Here is a 15,905-nt window from a genome sequence, read left to right as displayed (position 1 = left end):
CGCACGTCTCTGGAAAAAGGCCTGCTTGATAAGGGCACGCCGCGAGGATTGCAACCTTCGGGGCACGCGCAGGGACTCAGGTCAGTTCGGTCATCACGGCGTCACGGTAGGCCGGGCGTGCCTTCAGGCGCTCGTACCAGGCCTTGAGATGCGGCTGCGCCGGGCGCTCGATGGGCATTTCGAACCAAGCATAGATGAAGCAGCCCAGAGGAATATCGCCGATACCGAACTGTTCGCCAGACAGGTATGACTGCTTTGCCAGCACCGCCTCGGGAATTGCCAACAGACCCGCGCAGATATCGAGGGCAGCCTGGATGGCAGCCGGGTCGCGCTGTTCCGGCGGGGTGCGCACGGTCCCCCAGAATACGGTGCGGAACGGCGCGGCCAGGGACGAGGTGGTCCAGTCCATCCACTTCTCGGCGCTGGCGCGCTGCTGCAGGTCCTGCGGGTACAGGTCCGGGGCGTAGCGCGCGGCGAGGTAGCGGACGATGGTGTTGGACTCCCAGAGGACGAAGCCCTCATCCTCCAGGGTCGGCACCACGCCATTGGGGTTCAGGGCACGATAAGGCGCGTCATTGACCACACCGAACGCGCCGCCGGCGTCGATCCGCTCATAGGCCAGACCCGCCTCCTCCGCGCACCAGAGCACCTTGCGCACGTTGGAGGAATTCTTCCGGCCCCAGATCTTCAGCATACTGCGCCCCTCTTGTGGTCGTCATTCGATGGTCACGCGCCCAACGGACGCGATTTCGGATGACGGCACACTACCGGCAACGGCGCGAGGAAAAAAGACACAGCTACTGATGGTCACTATCGATTGCGTTCATGCTTTGGCTGCTTCACTGCGCATGTCGCCCTGCAGCGGTGCGTCTTCACCGGTGAACAGATGCGGGTAACACTGCCGGAGGTAACCGAAGAAAAACGCCTCGGGCACGTCGGGGAACTGCCCGTGGTCGCGCAGGTATTCCATATGCCGCTCGCCGTCGCGATTGAACGGGTGGAAGACGCTGTCGTTGCGCCCGTCGAACTCCAGCGGCAGCACGCCGAAGGCCTCGCACAGGCCGATATCGAAGGCCGGCGTGGCCTTTACCCAGCGGCCTTCGAGGAACAGCTCGGTGTAGCCGTGCATGGCGAATACCTCGCTGCGCAGCAACTCCAGCAGGCGCGGCGTGGCCAGGTGGTTCTTCACATCGGCCAGGCCAATGCGCGCGGGAATCCCGCAGTGCCGGGCGCAAGCGGCCAGCAACGTGGCCTTGGGCACGCAGTAGGACTGCCCGCTTTCCAGGGCGTGACTGCCCTTGAGGGTCTGCGGGTCGCGGCTGAACACGTAGGGGTTGTAGCGAATCCCGTCGCGCACCGCGTAATAGAGCGCCACCGCCTGCTCCAGCGGCGTACCGCCGTCGCCCCGATGATTTAGAGCGAACTCGATTACCCCGGGGTGGTCACTATCAACGAAGCGGCTGGGCTTGAGGTACTGCTGCATGGCTCTGTCTCCGGGCTGGTCGTCCTTGATGGCGCCACCAGTCTAACCAGCCGGATCGACTCCCCGACAAGGCGATCCGGCCAAGCTGTCCGGCCATGCGGCCATCGGTCCCGCTCGGCCAGCTAAGCTTCCGGTGCATTGTGAAGGGTGTTCACGCCCGTCGCTTTGCGCGCGCATTGTTCGTCACCAAGCCCACCACGGCGCGCTGCCGCCGGGGCGGGCTGTCATGGAGGAATCCGCATGCTGCTCGTCTGGTTACTCGTCCTGATCCTCGGCGTTGCCTGGCTCGCGCACCGCCGCGCCTCGCCGCTCAAGGCCCTCGGCATCGTCGCCGTGTACCTCGTGCTGATGAGCCTGTTCAGCCACGCCCACGGCTGGATGGTGCTGTTCTGGCTGATCTGGGCCGTGGTCGCGGTGACGATTCTCGCCACCGACCTGCGCCGCAGCCTGTTCACCTCGCGGCTGTTCGCCTGGTTCAAGAAGACCCTGCCGCCGATGTCCGAGACTGAACGCGAGGCCATCGAGGCCGGCACGGTCTGGTGGGACGGCCAACTGTTCAGCGGCCGCCCGGACTGGCATACCCTGCTCGCCTATCCCCGCGCGCAGTTGACCGAGGAGGAGCAGGCGTTCGTCGACGGCCCCACCGAACAGCTCTGCGCGATGATCAACGACTACCAGGTCGGCAAGGACATGGACCTGCCGCCCGAGGCCTGGGCCTTCATCAAGGACCAGGGCTTCTTCGGCCTGATCATTCCCAAGGAATACGGCGGCAAGGGCTTCTCCGCCTTCGCCCACTCCCAGGTGGTAATGAAACTCGCCACCCGCAGCGGCGACCTCGCCTCCACCGTGATGGTGCCCAACTCCCTCGGCCCGGCCGAACTGCTGCTGCACTACGGCACCGACCCCCAGCGCCAGCGCTACCTGCCGCGCCTGGCCACCGGCGCAGAAATCCCCTGCTTCGCCCTGACCAGCCCGCAGGCCGGTTCCGATGCCGGCGGCATGACCGACGTCGGCGTGGTCTGCAAGGGCCAGTGGGAAGGCCAGGAAGTCCTCGGCCTGCGCCTGACCTGGGAAAAGCGCTACATCACCCTTGGCCCCGTCGCCACCCTCCTCGGCCTGGCGTTCAAGTGCCATGACCCGGACCACCTGCTGGGCGAGGAAGAAGACCTCGGCATCACCCTGGCGCTGATCCCCACCGACACCGACGGCGTGCAGATCGGCCGCCGCCACGTGCCGCTGGGCGCCGCCTTCATGAACGGCCCCAACTCCGGCAAGGATGTATTCGTGCCGCTGGACTACATCATCGGCGGCCAGGAAATGATCGGCAAAGGCTGGATGATGCTGATGAACTGCCTGTCCGTGGGGCGCTCGATCTCCCTGCCGGCGGTGGGCACCAGCGCCGCCAAGGCCGGCAGCTACGTCAGCGGTCGCTATGCGCAGGTACGCGAGCAGTTCAACGTGCCGCTGTCGGCCTTCGAGGGCATCCAGGAAGCGCTCGCGCGCATCGGCGGCAACGCCTGGCTGATGGACAGCGCGCGCATCCTCACCGCCAACGCGGTCGACCTGGGCGAGAAGCCCTCGGTGCTCTCGGCCATCCTCAAGTACCACCTGACCGAACGCGGCCGCGAGTGCATCGCCCACGCCATGGATATCCACGGCGGCAAGGGCATCATCCTGGGCCCGAACAACTACCTGGGCCGCTCCTGGCAGGCCGCGCCGATCTTCATCACCGTCGAGGGCGCCAACATCCTCTCGCGCAACCTGATGATCTTCGGCCAGGGCGCCATCCGCTGCCATCCATACGTCCTGAAGGAAATGGAACTGGCCCGCCGCGAAGACCAGGACCAGGCCGAGCGCGAGTTCGACGAACTGCTGCTCGACCACATCGGCTTCGCCGTCGGCAACGCCGCCAGCAGCCTGCTGCTGGGCCTGGGCTTCGGCAGCTTCGACCAGGTGCCGGGCGACCGCGTCAGCCGCCCGTACTACCGCGCGCTGAACCGTCTCGCCGCCTCCTTTGCCCTGCTCGCCGACTTCAGCATGATGATGCTCGGCGGCGAGCTGAAGCGCCGCGAGCGCCTGTCGGCGCGCCTGGGCGATGCGCTGAGCCACCTGTACCTGGGCTCCGCCGCGCTCAAGCGCTACCACGACCTGGATAACCCGGATTACCTCCACCCGCTGCTGCGCTGGGCCATGGAGGAAAACCTGGAGAAGGCCGAAGCGGCGTTGGCCGACCTGATCGACAACTTCCCCAACCGTGCCTTCGCCTGCCTGCTGCGCGTGCTCGTGCTGCCGCTGGGCCGCCGCCACCGTGGCCCTGGCGATGCGCTGGATGCCGAGATCGCCGATATCCTCGGCCGCCCGCTGAGCGACCCGGCGCTGCAGGCGATCCTTGCCGGCGCCTACCTGCCCAGCGGAGAGGACGATCCGGTCGCCAAGCTCACCATCGCCTACGACCAACTTGCCGCCGCCGCACCGCTGCAGAAGAAACTGCACAAGGCCCTCAAGGAACACGGCGTTGATCCCAAGCCAGGCCAATCGCCCATCGACGCCGCCCGCGAGGCCGGCGTGCTGGAGGCGACCGAGGCTGAAACCCTGCATGCCGCCGAGCGCGCCCGCCGGGCGGTGATCGATGTGGACGATTTCTCCAAGGAAGAACTGGCCGGAAAGACATCCGCCAGCGAGAAATCGAACAAGGAGAAGCCGGCGAGCAAACCGACCACCACCACAGACTGATCTACAGGCTTCACGCATAGGGCGCCTTCGGGCGCCCTTTTCCTTGTCCGACGCAAAGCAATGCCGAGCGCAATGATCAGGTGCACACTGGGGGCAACCCTGTCATGGAGATACCTCCCATGCGCCGATTCCTCCTTCCGCTGCTGGCGATCTTCCTCGTCGGCGCCGCCCAGGCCGATCCCTGGCTCTATCCCAGCCGCCCGCGCCCGGCCCCCACGCCCAGTCCGCTCATCGACCCCATCCAGCAACAGCAGGACAGCCTGCGCCGCCAGTCCGAGCTACGGCAGAACGAACTGGACCGCCAGCGCCTGAACTACGAGGACCAGCGCCTGCAGATACAGCAGGACAACCTCAAGCGCCAGCAGGACAGCCAACGCCGCTGGGACGAACAGCGGCGGCAGAGCGACCAGATGATCCAGCGGCAGAAGAGCGAGCTGCAGCAGGACCAACTGCAACAGCAGCAACGCATCCTCGACCAGCAGCGCCAGCAGATCGACAACCAGCGCCGGCAGATCCAGATGCGCCCGATCCGCTGATCATCCCCGGCGGCAGCACGGGCGAAACCCGATATACTCCGCAGCCGTTTGAATACAGCTCCAGAGGAACTCCCATGGCCAGCGCCTATCTCGACCACCACATTGCCCTGCTCAACCACCTGCGCATGATCCTCGGCGCGCTGGGCGAAGCCGAGCAGGTTCCCGAGGACAACCACGGCCTGTTCCTGGAACGGTTCGACGAACTGATGCTGGAATTGCCGCGCGACCCCGAAGGCGCCCAATACCTGGGCCAGGACCTGATCAGCCAGGTCTTCCACCGTTACCCGCAGATCGCCCACCTGGTGCCGCGCGACCTGCTGTGGTTCTTCGGCGGCGACTGCCTGCATTTCATGCCCGACGAAGAACTGCAGATGTACCAGCAGCTCGACGAGCGCCGCTTCGAAGCAGAAGAAAACGGCGAACCCTTCGACTGGAACCGCGAGAAGCAGGTACTGGCCCTGCCGGACGACGCGCCCAAGCACTGATCCCCGCCTGGCGCGGCGACTGCCGCCGCGCCACGGACATTCTGTCCAGCGCCCGCCGCGCGCGGTTGACAAACTGACAAGGACACCCGGGGCGCCCCGCCCGTAGCCTTTTGTTACTTATTCAAACAAAGGCAGGGAACGTCATGCTCAGCTTCAAGATCTCGCAAGGGGCCCACGACAAGGTCCGCCGCGTCTCCAGCATCATCTGCACCCTTTTCTCCATCGGCTTCGTCGTGGTGATGTGCCTTACCGCCATCGGCGACCACCTGCGCGCAAAACGCATCCTCGCCGACCATTCCGTGGTCAGCGCGCCGCTGGTGCTGGACGAAGTCACCGAGGAGCGCGGCCGTCGCGGGCGCACCAAGGAGATGTACCACTTCACCTACCAGTTCGAAGTGAAGGGCCAGCCCTACATCGGCCGCTTCGACGTGGCCGGTAGCAACGCCGACAAGTACCCCGAAGGTACCGTGCTGCAGATCGCCTACGCCAACGCCGACCCGGCGCACTTCGACCGCCTGGACCGCCTCCAGGACCTCTCCGACACCGGCGGCATGTTCACCCGCCTGGGCGTGGGCCTGCTGGGGGCCGCGCTGATCGGCTTCATCATCCACCTGCTGGCCACCCGCCGCCTGTTCGTCCCCCGCGAGGAGCCAGCAGCAGCCTGAGCCGGCACAACGAGAAAAGCCCGCATTCGCGGGCTTTTTTTCATGCCGGGCAGGATCAGCGTTCGGAAGCCTCCCCCTCGACCTCCTCCTTCTGCGGGAACAGCAGGCTCGCCACAATCCCCACCGCCAGGACCGCCAGCACGACCACCAGGCTGGTGTTGGCATCGATGCTGTAGCCGTGATGGAACAGGGAATCCGTGGCATTCAGCCCCAGCTTGGCGGCAATGAAGAACAGCAGCACCACCACCGACTTCTCCAGGTGCACGAGGTAGCGCTTGAGCGCTTCAAGCACGAAATACAGCGTGCGCAGCCCGAGGATGGCGAACAGCATGGCCGAGTAGACGATCAGCGGCTCGCGGCTCACTGCGATCACTGCCGGAACCGAGTCGAAGGCGAACAGCACGTCCGACACCTCGACCACCACCAGGCAGAGGAACAGTGGCGTGGCAAACAGCGCACCCTTGGCGGCCAGGCTGAGGCCCTTGTGCTCCGGCTTGCACACTTCCACCTCGAGCTGCTTGCGCGCCACGAAGAAACGCCCGCCCAGCAGCTTCGGCCAGACCGGGAACAGCTTGCTGGCGAAGCGATAGGCCAGGTGCCGGGAATAGTCCTCCTCGCCGTCATCGTCGCCGCCACCCCTGAGCATCATCACGCCGGTCCAGGCGACGATCGCGGCAAAGACGATCTCCACCCACGGACCGAACGCCAACAGCCCCGTACCGATGGCCACGAAGATGGCGCGGAACACGATGGCGCCGATGATTCCCCAGTACAGAACGCGGTGGCGCAGGCCATCCGGCACCTTGAACCAGGCGAAGATGGCGATGAAGACGAACAGATTGTCGACGCTCAGCACCTTTTCCAGCGCATAGCCGGTAAGGAACAGACTGGCCACCTGGGAACCATGCTGGACGTAAAGGAACCCGGCGAAGCTCAGGGAAATGGCGACCCAGAAGATTGACCAGCCCGCCGCCCCCGCCAGGGAGATGGGCTTGTTGTCGCGGTGGCTCACCATGTCCAGCAGAAGGGCCGCCAGGGCAAGCCCGACAAAGACCGCGACGGTCAACGGGGGGAAACCAATATGTGTCTGTTCCACGATTGCGACTCTCGATAATGAAATGTCGGCCGGATCGATCCGGCCACCCTTCGGATCAGGTGGCGGGCCGGTCTGCGCCGATCTTTCGCCGCCAGCGCGGATGGAAGGCCCGCCAATGCGGGTCCTGTGCGGCGCGCAACAGCGCATGGTCGCCCTGGGTGTCGCCCCAGGCGCGCAGCCGGTAAGCCGTCAGGGGGCCGTACTTGGCCTGCAGGCGCAGCACCTTGTTCTCGGCGCGGCAATTGCCGCCGGCGATGCGGCCGGTGATACGGCCATCGATCACCTCCAGTTCGGTGCCGATCAGCCCCACGCCCAGGCGCTCGGCGAAAGGTCGCAGCACCAGCGCAGGGGACGCCGAGCAAAGCGTCACTTCGGCCCCGGACGCCAGTTCTGCGGCCACGCCGCGCAACCCTTCCGGCCGCAGCAGGTAGCCCCAGACGAACCGGCAGTAGGCTTGCGCACGGACGGCAAGCCATTGCGCGTCGATACCTCCGAGAAAAACCGCGAGGAGGCGCGCCTTTAGCTCATCGCGGCTGATCCGGCGCAAGAGGAAAGCCAGGCTCGGCAGCAGCATGGCGGGCAGGCGTCGGACGAATCCGAGCGTACCGAAGGCGAACCAGAGGAACGGCAGGAAGCTGTCATGGCGGGTCAAGGTGCCGTCGAAATCGAATACCGACAGGACACCGCCTCCGCCCGCGCTCGATTGACGCCCATGGCGGCCAGACTCGGGGCGATCCATTGACTCCCACATCCGCATGACCACCTCACCTGAGCGCCCCACAATCTCCATCCCCGCCGCCGACAGGCGGCACGAACGAGCCCCGCTCCATCGCACAACGATCGAGCGCTGGCATTCTCTGGTACCTGTCTGAGGCGACAAACGAGAATCCCCTCAGGGCTGCGTCGGAATTTTCCTCAATACAGGCGCCAGAGCGGATTTGCCGGTAGATAGCGGGGAAGCCCCAAGCCCACGGCGGAGCAATGAATGCAGAAGAGAGGCCAAGGATGGCAGCCGGAATTCGGCCCGTAGAGGATGGTGCGCGGCGGCGGTAAGATTTTCATCGCACAAACGAAAACGCCGCCCCGAAGGGCGGCGTTTCGATTCTGGAGCGGGAAACGAGACTCGAACTCGCGACCCCGACCTTGGCAAGGTCGTGCTCTACCAACTGAGCTATTCCCGCATCAACTTGCAGTAACCTTCAGCTTGCGCCTCAGGTTAACGAAAACGCCGCCTAGAGAGGCGGCGTTCCGATTTGGAGCGGGAAACGAGACTCGAACTCGCGACCCCGACCTTGGCAAGGTCGTGCTCTACCAACTGAGCTATTCCCGCATCAACTTGTTGCAACCTTCAGCTTTCGCCGAAGGGTAACGCCATTTCATCTTTCGGTCACTGCCAGAGGCAATGATCGAGAATCTGGAGCGGGAAACGAGACTCGAACTCGCGACCCCGACCTTGGCAAGGTCGTGCTCTACCAACTGAGCTATTCCCGCAATGGCGTCCCCTAGGGGACTCGAACCCCTGTTACCGCCGTGAAAGGGCGGTGTCCTAGGCCACTAGACGAAGGGGACGCGGCCCGGAACTTAACATCTTTCCGACTTCGTCGCTGCGGCAAATTCTGCGTTTCGCGTCGAAGTGGCGCGCATTCTAGGGAGGCTTTGAAGGGTCGTCAACCCTTCAGAGAAATTATTTTTAAATCAAAGACTTCTGGGTAAAAACCGAGCTGCCGCTATCAGCAGTATCACTAAGACATTACACTCGCGGAAAACATCCGGAGCACTCCACGGTGTCGCCAATCGTCATTACGGTCCTGGTTCTCGTCGGTATCGCCCTGCTGGTCGCTATCGGCTACATCAACCATCTGGTGGAAAACCGCAAGCTGGAGCAGGCGCGCCTGAAGGCCGATCTGGCCGACCGCTGCCGGCGCTGCGCCGATGTTTCCGAATCCCTGCCCGGCCAATTCATGTCGCCGGCACTGAAGCTGCTGCTCAGCGGCTTCGAACTGAGCCTCAGCGAACGCCTGCTGGCCGTCGACAAGCAGAACGCTGCGCTCAGGCAGCGAATTGAAGAGCTGCGCGGCCTGGTGGCCAAGGGCGAGTCCATTCCGGTCAAGAATGCGCCACAACCGATCCTCACCGAGGCCAAGGCCAAGGACGTGCGCTTCCTCTTCGAAGCGCTGCATGCCCAGCTTACCCGCTGCGCCCAGGACAACATGCTGCCTCGGGTGGAAGCGCAGAAATGGGTGAAGGAAATCCGCCACCTGCTCACCCTCCTCCATATAGAGTTCTTCGGCAACCTCGGCCAGCAGGCGCTCCAGCAGGGCCAACCGCGGCAGGCACGCCTGGCCTTCGAGCGCGGCGCACAGTACCTGCAGAAGCAACCGGAGATCGGCCGCTACCAGGCGCAGCTCAAGCAGATGGAAGCCCAGCTGGCCCACGCCAACGCTCTGGTACTGGAAACCTCCCAGCCCGCCGTGGATGAACAGAGCGAACTGGGCGACGGCCTCAAGGCGCTGGACGAAGACGATATCTGGAAGAAGAAGAACCTTTACGACTGATCCGTCGTCGAATCACCAACCCGGCCACCTTCGCCCCAGGAGCCTTGCATGAGCCTCGTCGTCTTCGGCGCCCCGCTGTCCCCCTTCGTTCGCAAAGTCCGCCTGTTCGCGGCCGAGAAAGGCTTCGATTACCAACTGGAGAACATCAACCCGTTCAACCAGCCGGACTGGTACCGCGAACTCAACCCGCTGCGTCGCGTACCGGCGATCCGCGATGGTGACTTCACCCTCGCCGACTCCAGCGTCATCTGCCATTACCTGGAAGACCGTGACCCGCAGCGCGACCCGCTGTGCGGCACAGGCGCCGAGTCCCGCGCACGGATCAACTGGCTGGAGAAGTACGCCGACTACGAGCTGGCGCCGCTGACCACCTTCACCGTGTTCCGCAACCGCCTGCTCAAGCCGCTGATGGGCAAGGTCTGCGATGAAGTGGCGGTCAAAGGCGCCATGCAGGAGAAGCTCCCCGAACACTTCGACTACCTGGAAAAGTGCCTGTGCCAGCAGCAATGGTTCGTCGACGACCGTTTCAGCCTCGCCGACATCGCCATCGCCTGCCAGCTGGTAAACCTGCGCCACGGCGAGGAAGAACTGGACGCCCAACGCTGGCCGAAGCTGGCAGCGCATTTCGAGCGCACCCTGGCCCGCCCTGCCCTCGCCGAAATCGTCCAGGGTGAGCTGCAGATCATCGCCAAGATCATGGCCAAGCGCTGATCTTCCTGCATGAACGAAAAAGCCCCGCCTAGGCGGGGCTTTTTCATGGGCGCGGATCAGCAGTCGGAGAGGCGCAGGAAAATCTCCACCAGGCGTTCGATACCTGCCTGGTCCTCCTCACTGAATCGGCCAACCTTCGGGCTGTCCAGATCCAGCACGCCGATCAGGCGGCCGTCCTTCACCAGCGGCACCACCAGCTCGCTGTTGGAGGCGCTGTCACAGGCGATGTGGCCGGGGAATGCGTGCACATCTTCGACACGCTGGGTTTCCCGGGTGCGCGCCGCGGCGCCACACACGCCCTTGCTGAAGGGAATGCGCACGCAGGCGACCTTGCCCTGGAACGGGCCGAGCACCAGTTCCTCGTTGCGGTTCAGGTAGAAGCCGGCCCAGTTCAGGTCCGCCAACTCGTTGAACAGGAACGCGGAAAACTGCGAGGCGTTGGCGATGAAATCGCGCTCGTCGGCAAACAGCGACTCCGCCTGGGCGGCCAGCAGCGCGTAGCCGCCAAGGCCGGCACCGGCCTGTTGCAGATCGATCATGGGGTCTCTCCTTCCAGCAATTGTCTGCCCACCCAGTAGCGGGCGAATTGATAGGCACAGCGGCCATTACGGTTGCCGCGCCCGAGCGCCCAGCGGATGGCTTCCTTCTCCAGCGCCTCGTCCCAGGTCCAGGCAGCGAGCCCGGACTTCTGCGCGAGCACCTCGACCCAGTGACGCACCACGCTGAGGAAGTGCTCCTGGGTGAAGGGATAGAAGGACAGCCACAGGCCGAAACGGTCGGACAGGGCGATCTTGTCTTCGACGGCTTCGTTGGGGTGCAACTCGCCATCGACCATCTTCCAGTTCTCGTTGTCGCTCTGCTTCTCCGAGACCAGATGGCGACGGTTGGACGTGGCGTAGAGCAGCACGTTGTCCGGCGCCTGCTCCAGCGAGCCGTCGAGCACGCTCTTGAGGACGCGGAAGTCGCCTTCGCCGGCGTCGAACGAGAGGTCGTCGCAGAACAGCACGAAGCGCTGCGGCAGCCCCTGGATCTGCTCGACCACGCGCGGCAGGTCGGCGAGGTGGTCGCGCTCGATCTCGATCAGGCGCAGTCCTTCGCCGGCCAGCTCCGCCAGCAGCGCGCGGACCAGCGAGGACTTGCCGGTGCCGCGGGCGCCCCACAGCAACGCATGGTTGGCCGGTTGGCCCGCAACGAACTGCCGGGTGTTGCGCGCCAGTTGCTCGCGCTGCCGGTCGACGCCCAGCAGGTCGTCCAGGCGCAGGTCGAGGCTGACCTTGAGCGGTTGCAGGTAACCGCTGCGGCCGTCGCGATGCCAGCGCGCCGCCAGGCTGTGCTGCCAGTCCAGCGTTTCGCGGACGGCGGGCAGCAAAGGCTCCAGGCGCACCATCAGCGCTTCGGCGCGGGCGAGAAAATCGTTCAGACGAGAATCCACGCGGGTCTCCATATTCTTCGACGCGGCTCTACGGGTTGAGAACCGGGAATTTCTTCGCCTTCGGGCTATCCCGACAGACGGTTCCGATGGGCTATGCTACGCCGCAGGAAAGCTTCTGCGAGGCGACGCTCCGCAACCATGGATATTGCGCTCACTCATCGCCTCTCGTTCAAGCAGGCCAGCCTGACGGTGCTGGTGGCGTTCATCCTGGGCACCCTGCTGAGCCTCATCCAGGTAGGCGTCGATTATGCCAGCCAGGACGCCTCCATCAACCGCGAAGTGCGCGCCCTGCTGGACGTCAGCCACAACCCCGCCGCCCGCATCGCCTACAACATCGACGCCGAACTGGCCCAGGAACTGGTCGTGGGACTGCTGCGCTCGCCTGCGGTGATCCGCGCCGAGATCATCGATAACGCCGGCGTGCCCCTGGCCAGCGCCGACCGACCACCGGCGGAAAGCCACCTGCGAGGCCTGAGCGATTTCCTCTTCGGCCAGCAGCGCACCTACGAGGAACCGCTGTTCGTCGAGCATGCCCCAGCAGAATCGCTCGGCGTGCTGCGCCTGGAGATCGACACCTTCGTCTTCGGCAACGACTTCCTGCGCCGCGCCGGGATGACCTTCATTTCCGGCTTCATCCGCAGCCTGATGCTCTCACTGATCCTGCTGGTGCTCTTCTACGCGCTGCTGACCAAGCCCCTGGTGAGCCTGATCGAAGCCCTGTCCCGCCACGACCCGCGCTCGCCCTCCCGCCTGCGACTGCCCTGCCCGCGAGGCCATGAGCGCGACGAGATCGGTGTGCTGGTGGAGGTCACCAATCGCCAGCTCAACCGCATCTCGGTGGAGATGGAACAGCGCCGCGAGGCGGAGGACCGCCTGACCCAGTATCTGGAAGAACTGGAAAGCATCGTCGCCGCCCGCACCGCCGAATTGAAGGCAGCCAACGCGCGCCTGACCCTGTCCAACCAGGAACTGGAGCAGGCCCGGCAGAACGCCCTGGCCATGGCCCAGGCACGTGGCAGCTTCCTGGCCAACATGAGCCACGAGATCCGCACGCCGCTCAACGGCCTGCTGGGCATGCTCGGTCTGGCGCTGGACGGCCCGCTCACCGCCGAGCAGCGCCAGCAGCTGTCCATCGCCCATGATTCGGGCAAGGTGCTGGTGGACCTGCTCAACGACGTACTCGACCTCTCCAAGTTCGAGGCCGGCCAACTGGAGCTGGAGCAGATCCCCTTCGACCTCGGTACCCTCGTGGAAGACACCGCCAGCCTGCTGTCGCAGAACGCCGGTCCCGCCGTGGAACTCACCTGCCTGATCAGCCCGCAGCTGCCGGCCCAGCTTTCCGGCGACCCGACCCGGGTGCGCCAGGTGATCAGCAACCTGCTGTCCAATGCCCTCAAGTTCACCCGCTTCGGCCGTGTGGATGTCCGCGTCGATCCTCTGGACCATGGCGTGCACATCAGCGTCCGCGACACCGGCATCGGCGTGGCGCCCGAGGCCCTGCAGAAGATCTTCCAGCCCTTCACCCAGGCCGACGCCGGCATTGCCCGCCAGTATGGCGGCACCGGGCTGGGCCTGGCGCTGACGCGCAAGCTCTGTGAGGCGATGCAAGGCGAGCTGAGCGTCACCTCCGAACCGGGCCTGGGCAGCGAGTTCGCCGTCACCCTGCCCCTGACGACGCTGGAACCCGCACAACCGCTGGCGCAACTGAACGGCAAGCTGATCGTGCAGTGCGCCGCCAGCAGCGGGCTGGCCGCGCTGCTGCAGAGCTGGCTGCCGGCATGGGGCGTGGACTACCAGCGCCTGGACATCGACGCCAGCCTGGCCGGAGTGGAGCTGGACGCGCTGCTCTCGGATTGCCCGGACTGCCTGATCGGCCTGCGCCAGAACGTCACCAAGCCGGTGTTGCTGGTGACGGCCTATGGCAACTTCCTCGAGCCCGAGATGGCCCAGCGCCTGGCGCCCTTGCGGCAGCTGGCGCGCCCGCTGTCGCGCGCCGTGCTCTACCAGGCACTGAAACAGGCGTTCGAGCACCAGCCTCTACCCACGGCAAAAGCGCCGGGCACTGCGGCACTGGAGCAATTCTCCGCCCGCGTGCTGCTGGTGGAGGACAACCCGGTCAACCAACTGGTCGCGCGCGGCCTGTTGCAGAAACTGGGGTGCCAGGTGGGCATCGCCAACAATGGCGAGGAGGCGTTGCAGCAGCTCGCCAGCGCCGAATTCGACCTGGTGCTGATGGACTGCAACATGCCGGTGATGGACGGCTACCAAGCCACCCGCGAGATCCGCGAGAGCGGCCGCTGGCCGAGCCTGCCGGTGATCGCCCTGACCGCCAATGCCCTGCCGGACGAGCGCGAACGCTGTCGCGCCGCCGGCATGGACGATTACCTCGCCAAGCCTTTCCACCGCGACGAGCTGGCCGCCATCCTCGAACGCTGGGCCGGTACCCGGTCGCGCGGCTGACTCAGGCGTCCAGCTGGGTCAATTGCCGCAGCAGGCCGTCCAACTGCTCGCGCAGGCCATCGGTGACGCTCAGGTCGATACCACTGCGACACAGCAGTTCCTCCCGCAGCGGCAGCACCTTCTCGCGCAATGCCGCCCCCTCCGACGTCAGGCCCAGGTGCACCTCACGCTCGTCATGCTGCGCGCGACGGCGCTGCACCAGGCCCAGTTGCTCCAGGCGCTTGAGCAGCGGCGTGAGGGTGCCGGAGTCAAGCATCAACCGTTCGCCCAGGGCCTTCACCGAAGGCTGCTCCGGCGGCTCGGCCTGCCACTCCCAGAGCACCAGCATGGCCAGGTACTGCGGGTAGGTCAGGCCGAGCGCTTCGAGCATCGGCCGGTAGCCACGGATCACCGCGCGGGACACGGCGTACAGGCGGAAGCACAGCTGGTTGTCCAGTTGCAGCTCTGCGGGCAGGGATACAGCGTCTTTCATCACAGCAGCGCTTCGATCTCGGCGGACAGTTGCTCGGGCTTGGTGGTCGGGGCAAAGCGCTTGACCAACTGACCGTCCTGGCCGATCAGGAACTTGGTGAAGTTCCACTTGATGCCCTGGCTGCCCAGCAGGCCCGGCGCGCGCTTCTTCAGTTGCACATAAAGCGGGTGGGCCTCGGCGCCGTTGACGTCGATCTTCTTGAACAGCGGGAAGCTCACGCCGAAATTCAACTCGCAGAACTGGGTGATTTCCCCTTCGTTACCAGGCTCCTGCTTGCCGAACTGGTTGCAGGGGAAACCGAGTACCACCAGGCCCCTGTCCTTGTACTGCCGCCAGAGCTTCTCCAGCCCCTTGTACTGCGGAGTGAAGCCGCACTGGCTGGCGGTATTCACCACCAGCAACGCCTTGCCGCCGAAATCGGCCAGGGTCTTCTGTTCGCCCTTGATGGTAGTCACGGGAATATTCAGCAGTGCATCGCTCATCGGACATGGCTCCGGAAAAGTGGGAGATTGAAGAATAGTGATCAATTAAATTGTGTGCAATTCAATTGATCGCGAATCACCCACTGAATGCCCCCTCATCACCCTGCAGGAGCGAGCTTGCTCGCGAACGAACTTTCCGGCGGCAACCGAACTGGACGGGTTCGCGAGCAAGCTCGCTCCTACAAAAAGCCAAAAGGCCCGCTCGGTGGCGGGCCTTGAGGTCACTCTTTAGGCACCAACTTCAACGACGCCGAATTGATGCAGTAGCGCAGCCCGGTCGGCCGCGGGCCGTCGGGGAAGACGTGGCCCAGGTGCGAATCGCACTTGCCGCAGCGTACTTCGATGCGGTGCATGCCATGGCTGAAGTCTTCCAACTCCTTGACCACCTCGCCATTGACCGGCTGGAAATAGCTCGGCCAGCCGCTGCCGGAGTCGTACTTGGCGTCGGAATCGAACAGCGCGGTACCGCAGCACACGCAGTGGTAGATGCCGGGTGTCTTGGTGTCGTGGTATTCGCCGGTGAAGGCGCGCTCGGTGCCGCCCAGACGGCAGACATGGAACTGCTCGTCGGTGAGTTCGTCACGCCAGGAATCCAGGGGCTTTTCCAGCTTTTCCATCGATCTGCCTCCATTAATGGAAAAAATGCCCGATGCCTCCTTTTCCGGGAATCGGGCCGCACGTATGATGCGCGTGGTTAACGTCAGGTTCAGAATCTGCCGCACAGAGACATTCTCGCGATAGAAAAGCCTTAAAAACTCTACTTTTTCGAGAAATCCACTGTTTTCCTGTCGATTT

At 64.7% G+C, this 15,905-nt stretch carries 16 protein-coding genes and 4 tRNA genes; 7 read left to right on the top strand and 13 right to left on the bottom strand.

Annotated elements, in window-relative coordinates; translation table 11 throughout:
* Positions 1-76 precede the first annotated feature (76 nt).
* Together GJV37_RS06920 and GJV37_RS06915 are read right to left on the bottom strand one after the other, a co-directional pair.
* Positions 77-694 carry a glutathione S-transferase gene (locus tag GJV37_RS06920; RefSeq protein WP_065085070.1) on the bottom strand — a complete coding sequence of 206 codons (618 nt, stop codon included), beginning with the start codon at positions 692-694 and terminating at the stop codon, positions 77-79.
* A 129-nt stretch (positions 695-823) separates the two neighbouring features.
* Positions 824-1,483 (bottom strand): transglutaminase-like domain-containing protein, encoded by a 660-nt coding sequence (locus GJV37_RS06915; protein ID WP_038803516.1) that lies wholly within the window; start codon positions 1,481-1,483, stop codon positions 824-826.
* A gap of 240 nt (positions 1,484-1,723) precedes the next feature.
* Here GJV37_RS06915 and GJV37_RS06910 point away from each other — a divergent pair, with 240 nt between their 5' ends.
* From GJV37_RS06910 to GJV37_RS06895, 4 genes are all read left to right on the top strand, one after another.
* Complete coding sequence (locus GJV37_RS06910) at positions 1,724-4,216, top strand: acyl-CoA dehydrogenase (protein ID WP_193452251.1); 2,493 nt, start codon at positions 1,724-1,726, stop codon at positions 4,214-4,216.
* Positions 4,217-4,335: 119 nt separating this feature from the next.
* Positions 4,336-4,752, top strand: a complete 417-nt coding sequence (locus tag GJV37_RS06905; RefSeq protein WP_193452250.1) for a PA2816 family glutamine-rich protein — start codon at positions 4,336-4,338, stop codon at positions 4,750-4,752.
* Positions 4,753-4,826: 74 nt separating this feature from the next.
* The gene (locus tag GJV37_RS06900; RefSeq protein WP_170858428.1) at positions 4,827-5,237 is read left to right on the top strand and encodes a PA2817 family protein; all 411 of its coding nucleotides are present in this window, start codon (positions 4,827-4,829) and stop codon (positions 5,235-5,237) included.
* Positions 5,238-5,380: 143 nt separating this feature from the next.
* A complete protein-coding gene (locus GJV37_RS06895; protein WP_065085072.1) occupies positions 5,381-5,902 on the top strand; it encodes a DUF3592 domain-containing protein in 522 nt (173 codons plus the stop codon).
* A 55-nt stretch (positions 5,903-5,957) separates the two neighbouring features.
* Here the strand turns inward: GJV37_RS06895 and GJV37_RS06890 are convergent, their stop codons facing one another.
* The 6 genes from GJV37_RS06890 to GJV37_RS06865 form a co-directional block, all read right to left on the bottom strand.
* Positions 5,958-6,998 (bottom strand): TerC/Alx family metal homeostasis membrane protein, encoded by a 1,041-nt coding sequence (locus GJV37_RS06890; RefSeq protein WP_170858427.1) that lies wholly within the window; start codon positions 6,996-6,998, stop codon positions 5,958-5,960.
* 55 nt (positions 6,999-7,053) lie between these two features.
* On the bottom strand, positions 7,054-7,737 hold the full coding sequence (locus GJV37_RS06885) for an HAD-IB family phosphatase (RefSeq protein ID WP_051445604.1): 684 nt from the start codon (positions 7,735-7,737) through the stop codon (positions 7,054-7,056).
* A gap of 366 nt (positions 7,738-8,103) precedes the next feature.
* A tRNA-Gly gene (locus tag GJV37_RS06880) sits at positions 8,104-8,179 on the bottom strand.
* A 73-nt stretch (positions 8,180-8,252) separates the two neighbouring features.
* A tRNA-Gly gene (locus tag GJV37_RS06875) sits at positions 8,253-8,328 on the bottom strand.
* Positions 8,329-8,413: 85 nt separating this feature from the next.
* Positions 8,414-8,489, bottom strand: a tRNA-Gly gene (locus GJV37_RS06870).
* Between the two features lie 2 nt (positions 8,490-8,491).
* A tRNA-Glu gene (locus tag GJV37_RS06865) sits at positions 8,492-8,567 on the bottom strand.
* Positions 8,568-8,782: 215 nt separating this feature from the next.
* Here GJV37_RS06865 and GJV37_RS06860 point away from each other — a divergent pair.
* Positions 8,783-9,553 carry a hypothetical protein gene (locus GJV37_RS06860; protein WP_024766963.1) on the top strand — a complete coding sequence of 257 codons (771 nt, stop codon included), beginning with the start codon at positions 8,783-8,785 and terminating at the stop codon, positions 9,551-9,553.
* 48 nt (positions 9,554-9,601) lie between these two features.
* Positions 9,602-10,264: a glutathione S-transferase family protein gene (locus GJV37_RS06855; protein ID WP_170858426.1), complete on the top strand. Its 663-nt coding sequence runs from the start codon at positions 9,602-9,604 to the stop codon at positions 10,262-10,264.
* Between the two features lie 56 nt (positions 10,265-10,320).
* Here GJV37_RS06855 and GJV37_RS06850 read toward each other — a convergent pair whose 3' ends face one another.
* On the bottom strand, positions 10,321-10,803 hold the full coding sequence (locus tag GJV37_RS06850) for a GAF domain-containing protein (protein ID WP_024766961.1): 483 nt from the start codon (positions 10,801-10,803) through the stop codon (positions 10,321-10,323).
* On the bottom strand, positions 10,800-11,696 hold the full coding sequence (locus tag GJV37_RS06845; protein ID WP_024766960.1) for an ATP-binding protein: 897 nt from the start codon (positions 11,694-11,696) through the stop codon (positions 10,800-10,802). The genes GJV37_RS06850 and GJV37_RS06845 overlap by 4 nt, the downstream gene beginning before the upstream one ends.
* Positions 11,697-11,789: 93 nt before the next feature.
* Here GJV37_RS06845 and GJV37_RS06840 point away from each other — a divergent pair, with 93 nt between their 5' ends.
* Positions 11,790-14,156 (top strand): ATP-binding protein, encoded by a 2,367-nt coding sequence (locus tag GJV37_RS06840; RefSeq protein WP_024766959.1) that lies wholly within the window; start codon positions 11,790-11,792, stop codon positions 14,154-14,156.
* Position 14,157: 1 nt separating this feature from the next.
* On the opposite strand, the gene GJV37_RS06835 is transcribed toward GJV37_RS06840, so the two are convergent.
* From GJV37_RS06835 to msrB, 3 genes are all read right to left on the bottom strand, one after another.
* Positions 14,158-14,628 (bottom strand): MarR family winged helix-turn-helix transcriptional regulator, encoded by a 471-nt coding sequence (locus GJV37_RS06835; protein ID WP_024766958.1) that lies wholly within the window; start codon positions 14,626-14,628, stop codon positions 14,158-14,160.
* A complete protein-coding gene (locus GJV37_RS06830; protein ID WP_024766957.1) occupies positions 14,628-15,110 on the bottom strand; it encodes a glutathione peroxidase in 483 nt (160 codons plus the stop codon). The genes GJV37_RS06835 and GJV37_RS06830 overlap by 1 nt, the downstream gene beginning before the upstream one ends.
* Positions 15,111-15,331: 221 nt before the next feature.
* Positions 15,332-15,727 (bottom strand): peptide-methionine (R)-S-oxide reductase MsrB, encoded by a 396-nt coding sequence (gene msrB, locus GJV37_RS06825; RefSeq protein ID WP_037014221.1) that lies wholly within the window; start codon positions 15,725-15,727, stop codon positions 15,332-15,334.
* Between the last annotated feature and the right edge of the window lie 178 nt (positions 15,728-15,905).

This window comes from Pseudomonas nitroreducens (assembly GCF_010994165.1).
GTDB lineage: Bacteria > Pseudomonadota > Gammaproteobacteria > Pseudomonadales > Pseudomonadaceae > Pseudomonas > Pseudomonas nitroreducens.
This window is presented reverse-complemented; position numbering and strand designations above follow the sequence as displayed.

Bases quoted from the DNA above. Each gene is read 5' to 3' on its own strand.
- GJV37_RS06920 (WP_065085070.1), bottom strand. From the start codon at position 694: ATGCTGAAGATCTGGGGCCGGAAGAATTCCTCCAACGTGCGCAAGGTG.
- GJV37_RS06915 (WP_038803516.1), bottom strand. From the start codon at position 1,483: ATGCAGCAGTACCTCAAGCCCAGCCGCTTCGTTGATAGTGACCACCCC.
- GJV37_RS06910 (WP_193452251.1), top strand. From the start codon at position 1,724: ATGCTGCTCGTCTGGTTACTCGTCCTGATCCTCGGCGTTGCCTGGCTC.
- GJV37_RS06905 (WP_193452250.1), top strand. From the start codon at position 4,336: ATGCGCCGATTCCTCCTTCCGCTGCTGGCGATCTTCCTCGTCGGCGCC.
- GJV37_RS06900 (WP_170858428.1), top strand. From the start codon at position 4,827: ATGGCCAGCGCCTATCTCGACCACCACATTGCCCTGCTCAACCACCTG.
- GJV37_RS06895 (WP_065085072.1), top strand. From the start codon at position 5,381: ATGCTCAGCTTCAAGATCTCGCAAGGGGCCCACGACAAGGTCCGCCGC.
- GJV37_RS06885 (WP_051445604.1), bottom strand. From the start codon at position 7,737: ATGGATCGCCCCGAGTCTGGCCGCCATGGGCGTCAATCGAGCGCGGGC.
- GJV37_RS06855 (WP_170858426.1), top strand. From the start codon at position 9,602: ATGAGCCTCGTCGTCTTCGGCGCCCCGCTGTCCCCCTTCGTTCGCAAA.
- GJV37_RS06850 (WP_024766961.1), bottom strand. From the start codon at position 10,803: ATGATCGATCTGCAACAGGCCGGTGCCGGCCTTGGCGGCTACGCGCTG.
- GJV37_RS06840 (WP_024766959.1), top strand. From the start codon at position 11,790: ATGCTACGCCGCAGGAAAGCTTCTGCGAGGCGACGCTCCGCAACCATG.
- GJV37_RS06835 (WP_024766958.1), bottom strand. From the start codon at position 14,628: ATGAAAGACGCTGTATCCCTGCCCGCAGAGCTGCAACTGGACAACCAG.
- GJV37_RS06830 (WP_024766957.1), bottom strand. From the start codon at position 15,110: ATGAGCGATGCACTGCTGAATATTCCCGTGACTACCATCAAGGGCGAA.
- msrB (WP_037014221.1), bottom strand. From the start codon at position 15,727: ATGGAAAAGCTGGAAAAGCCCCTGGATTCCTGGCGTGACGAACTCACC.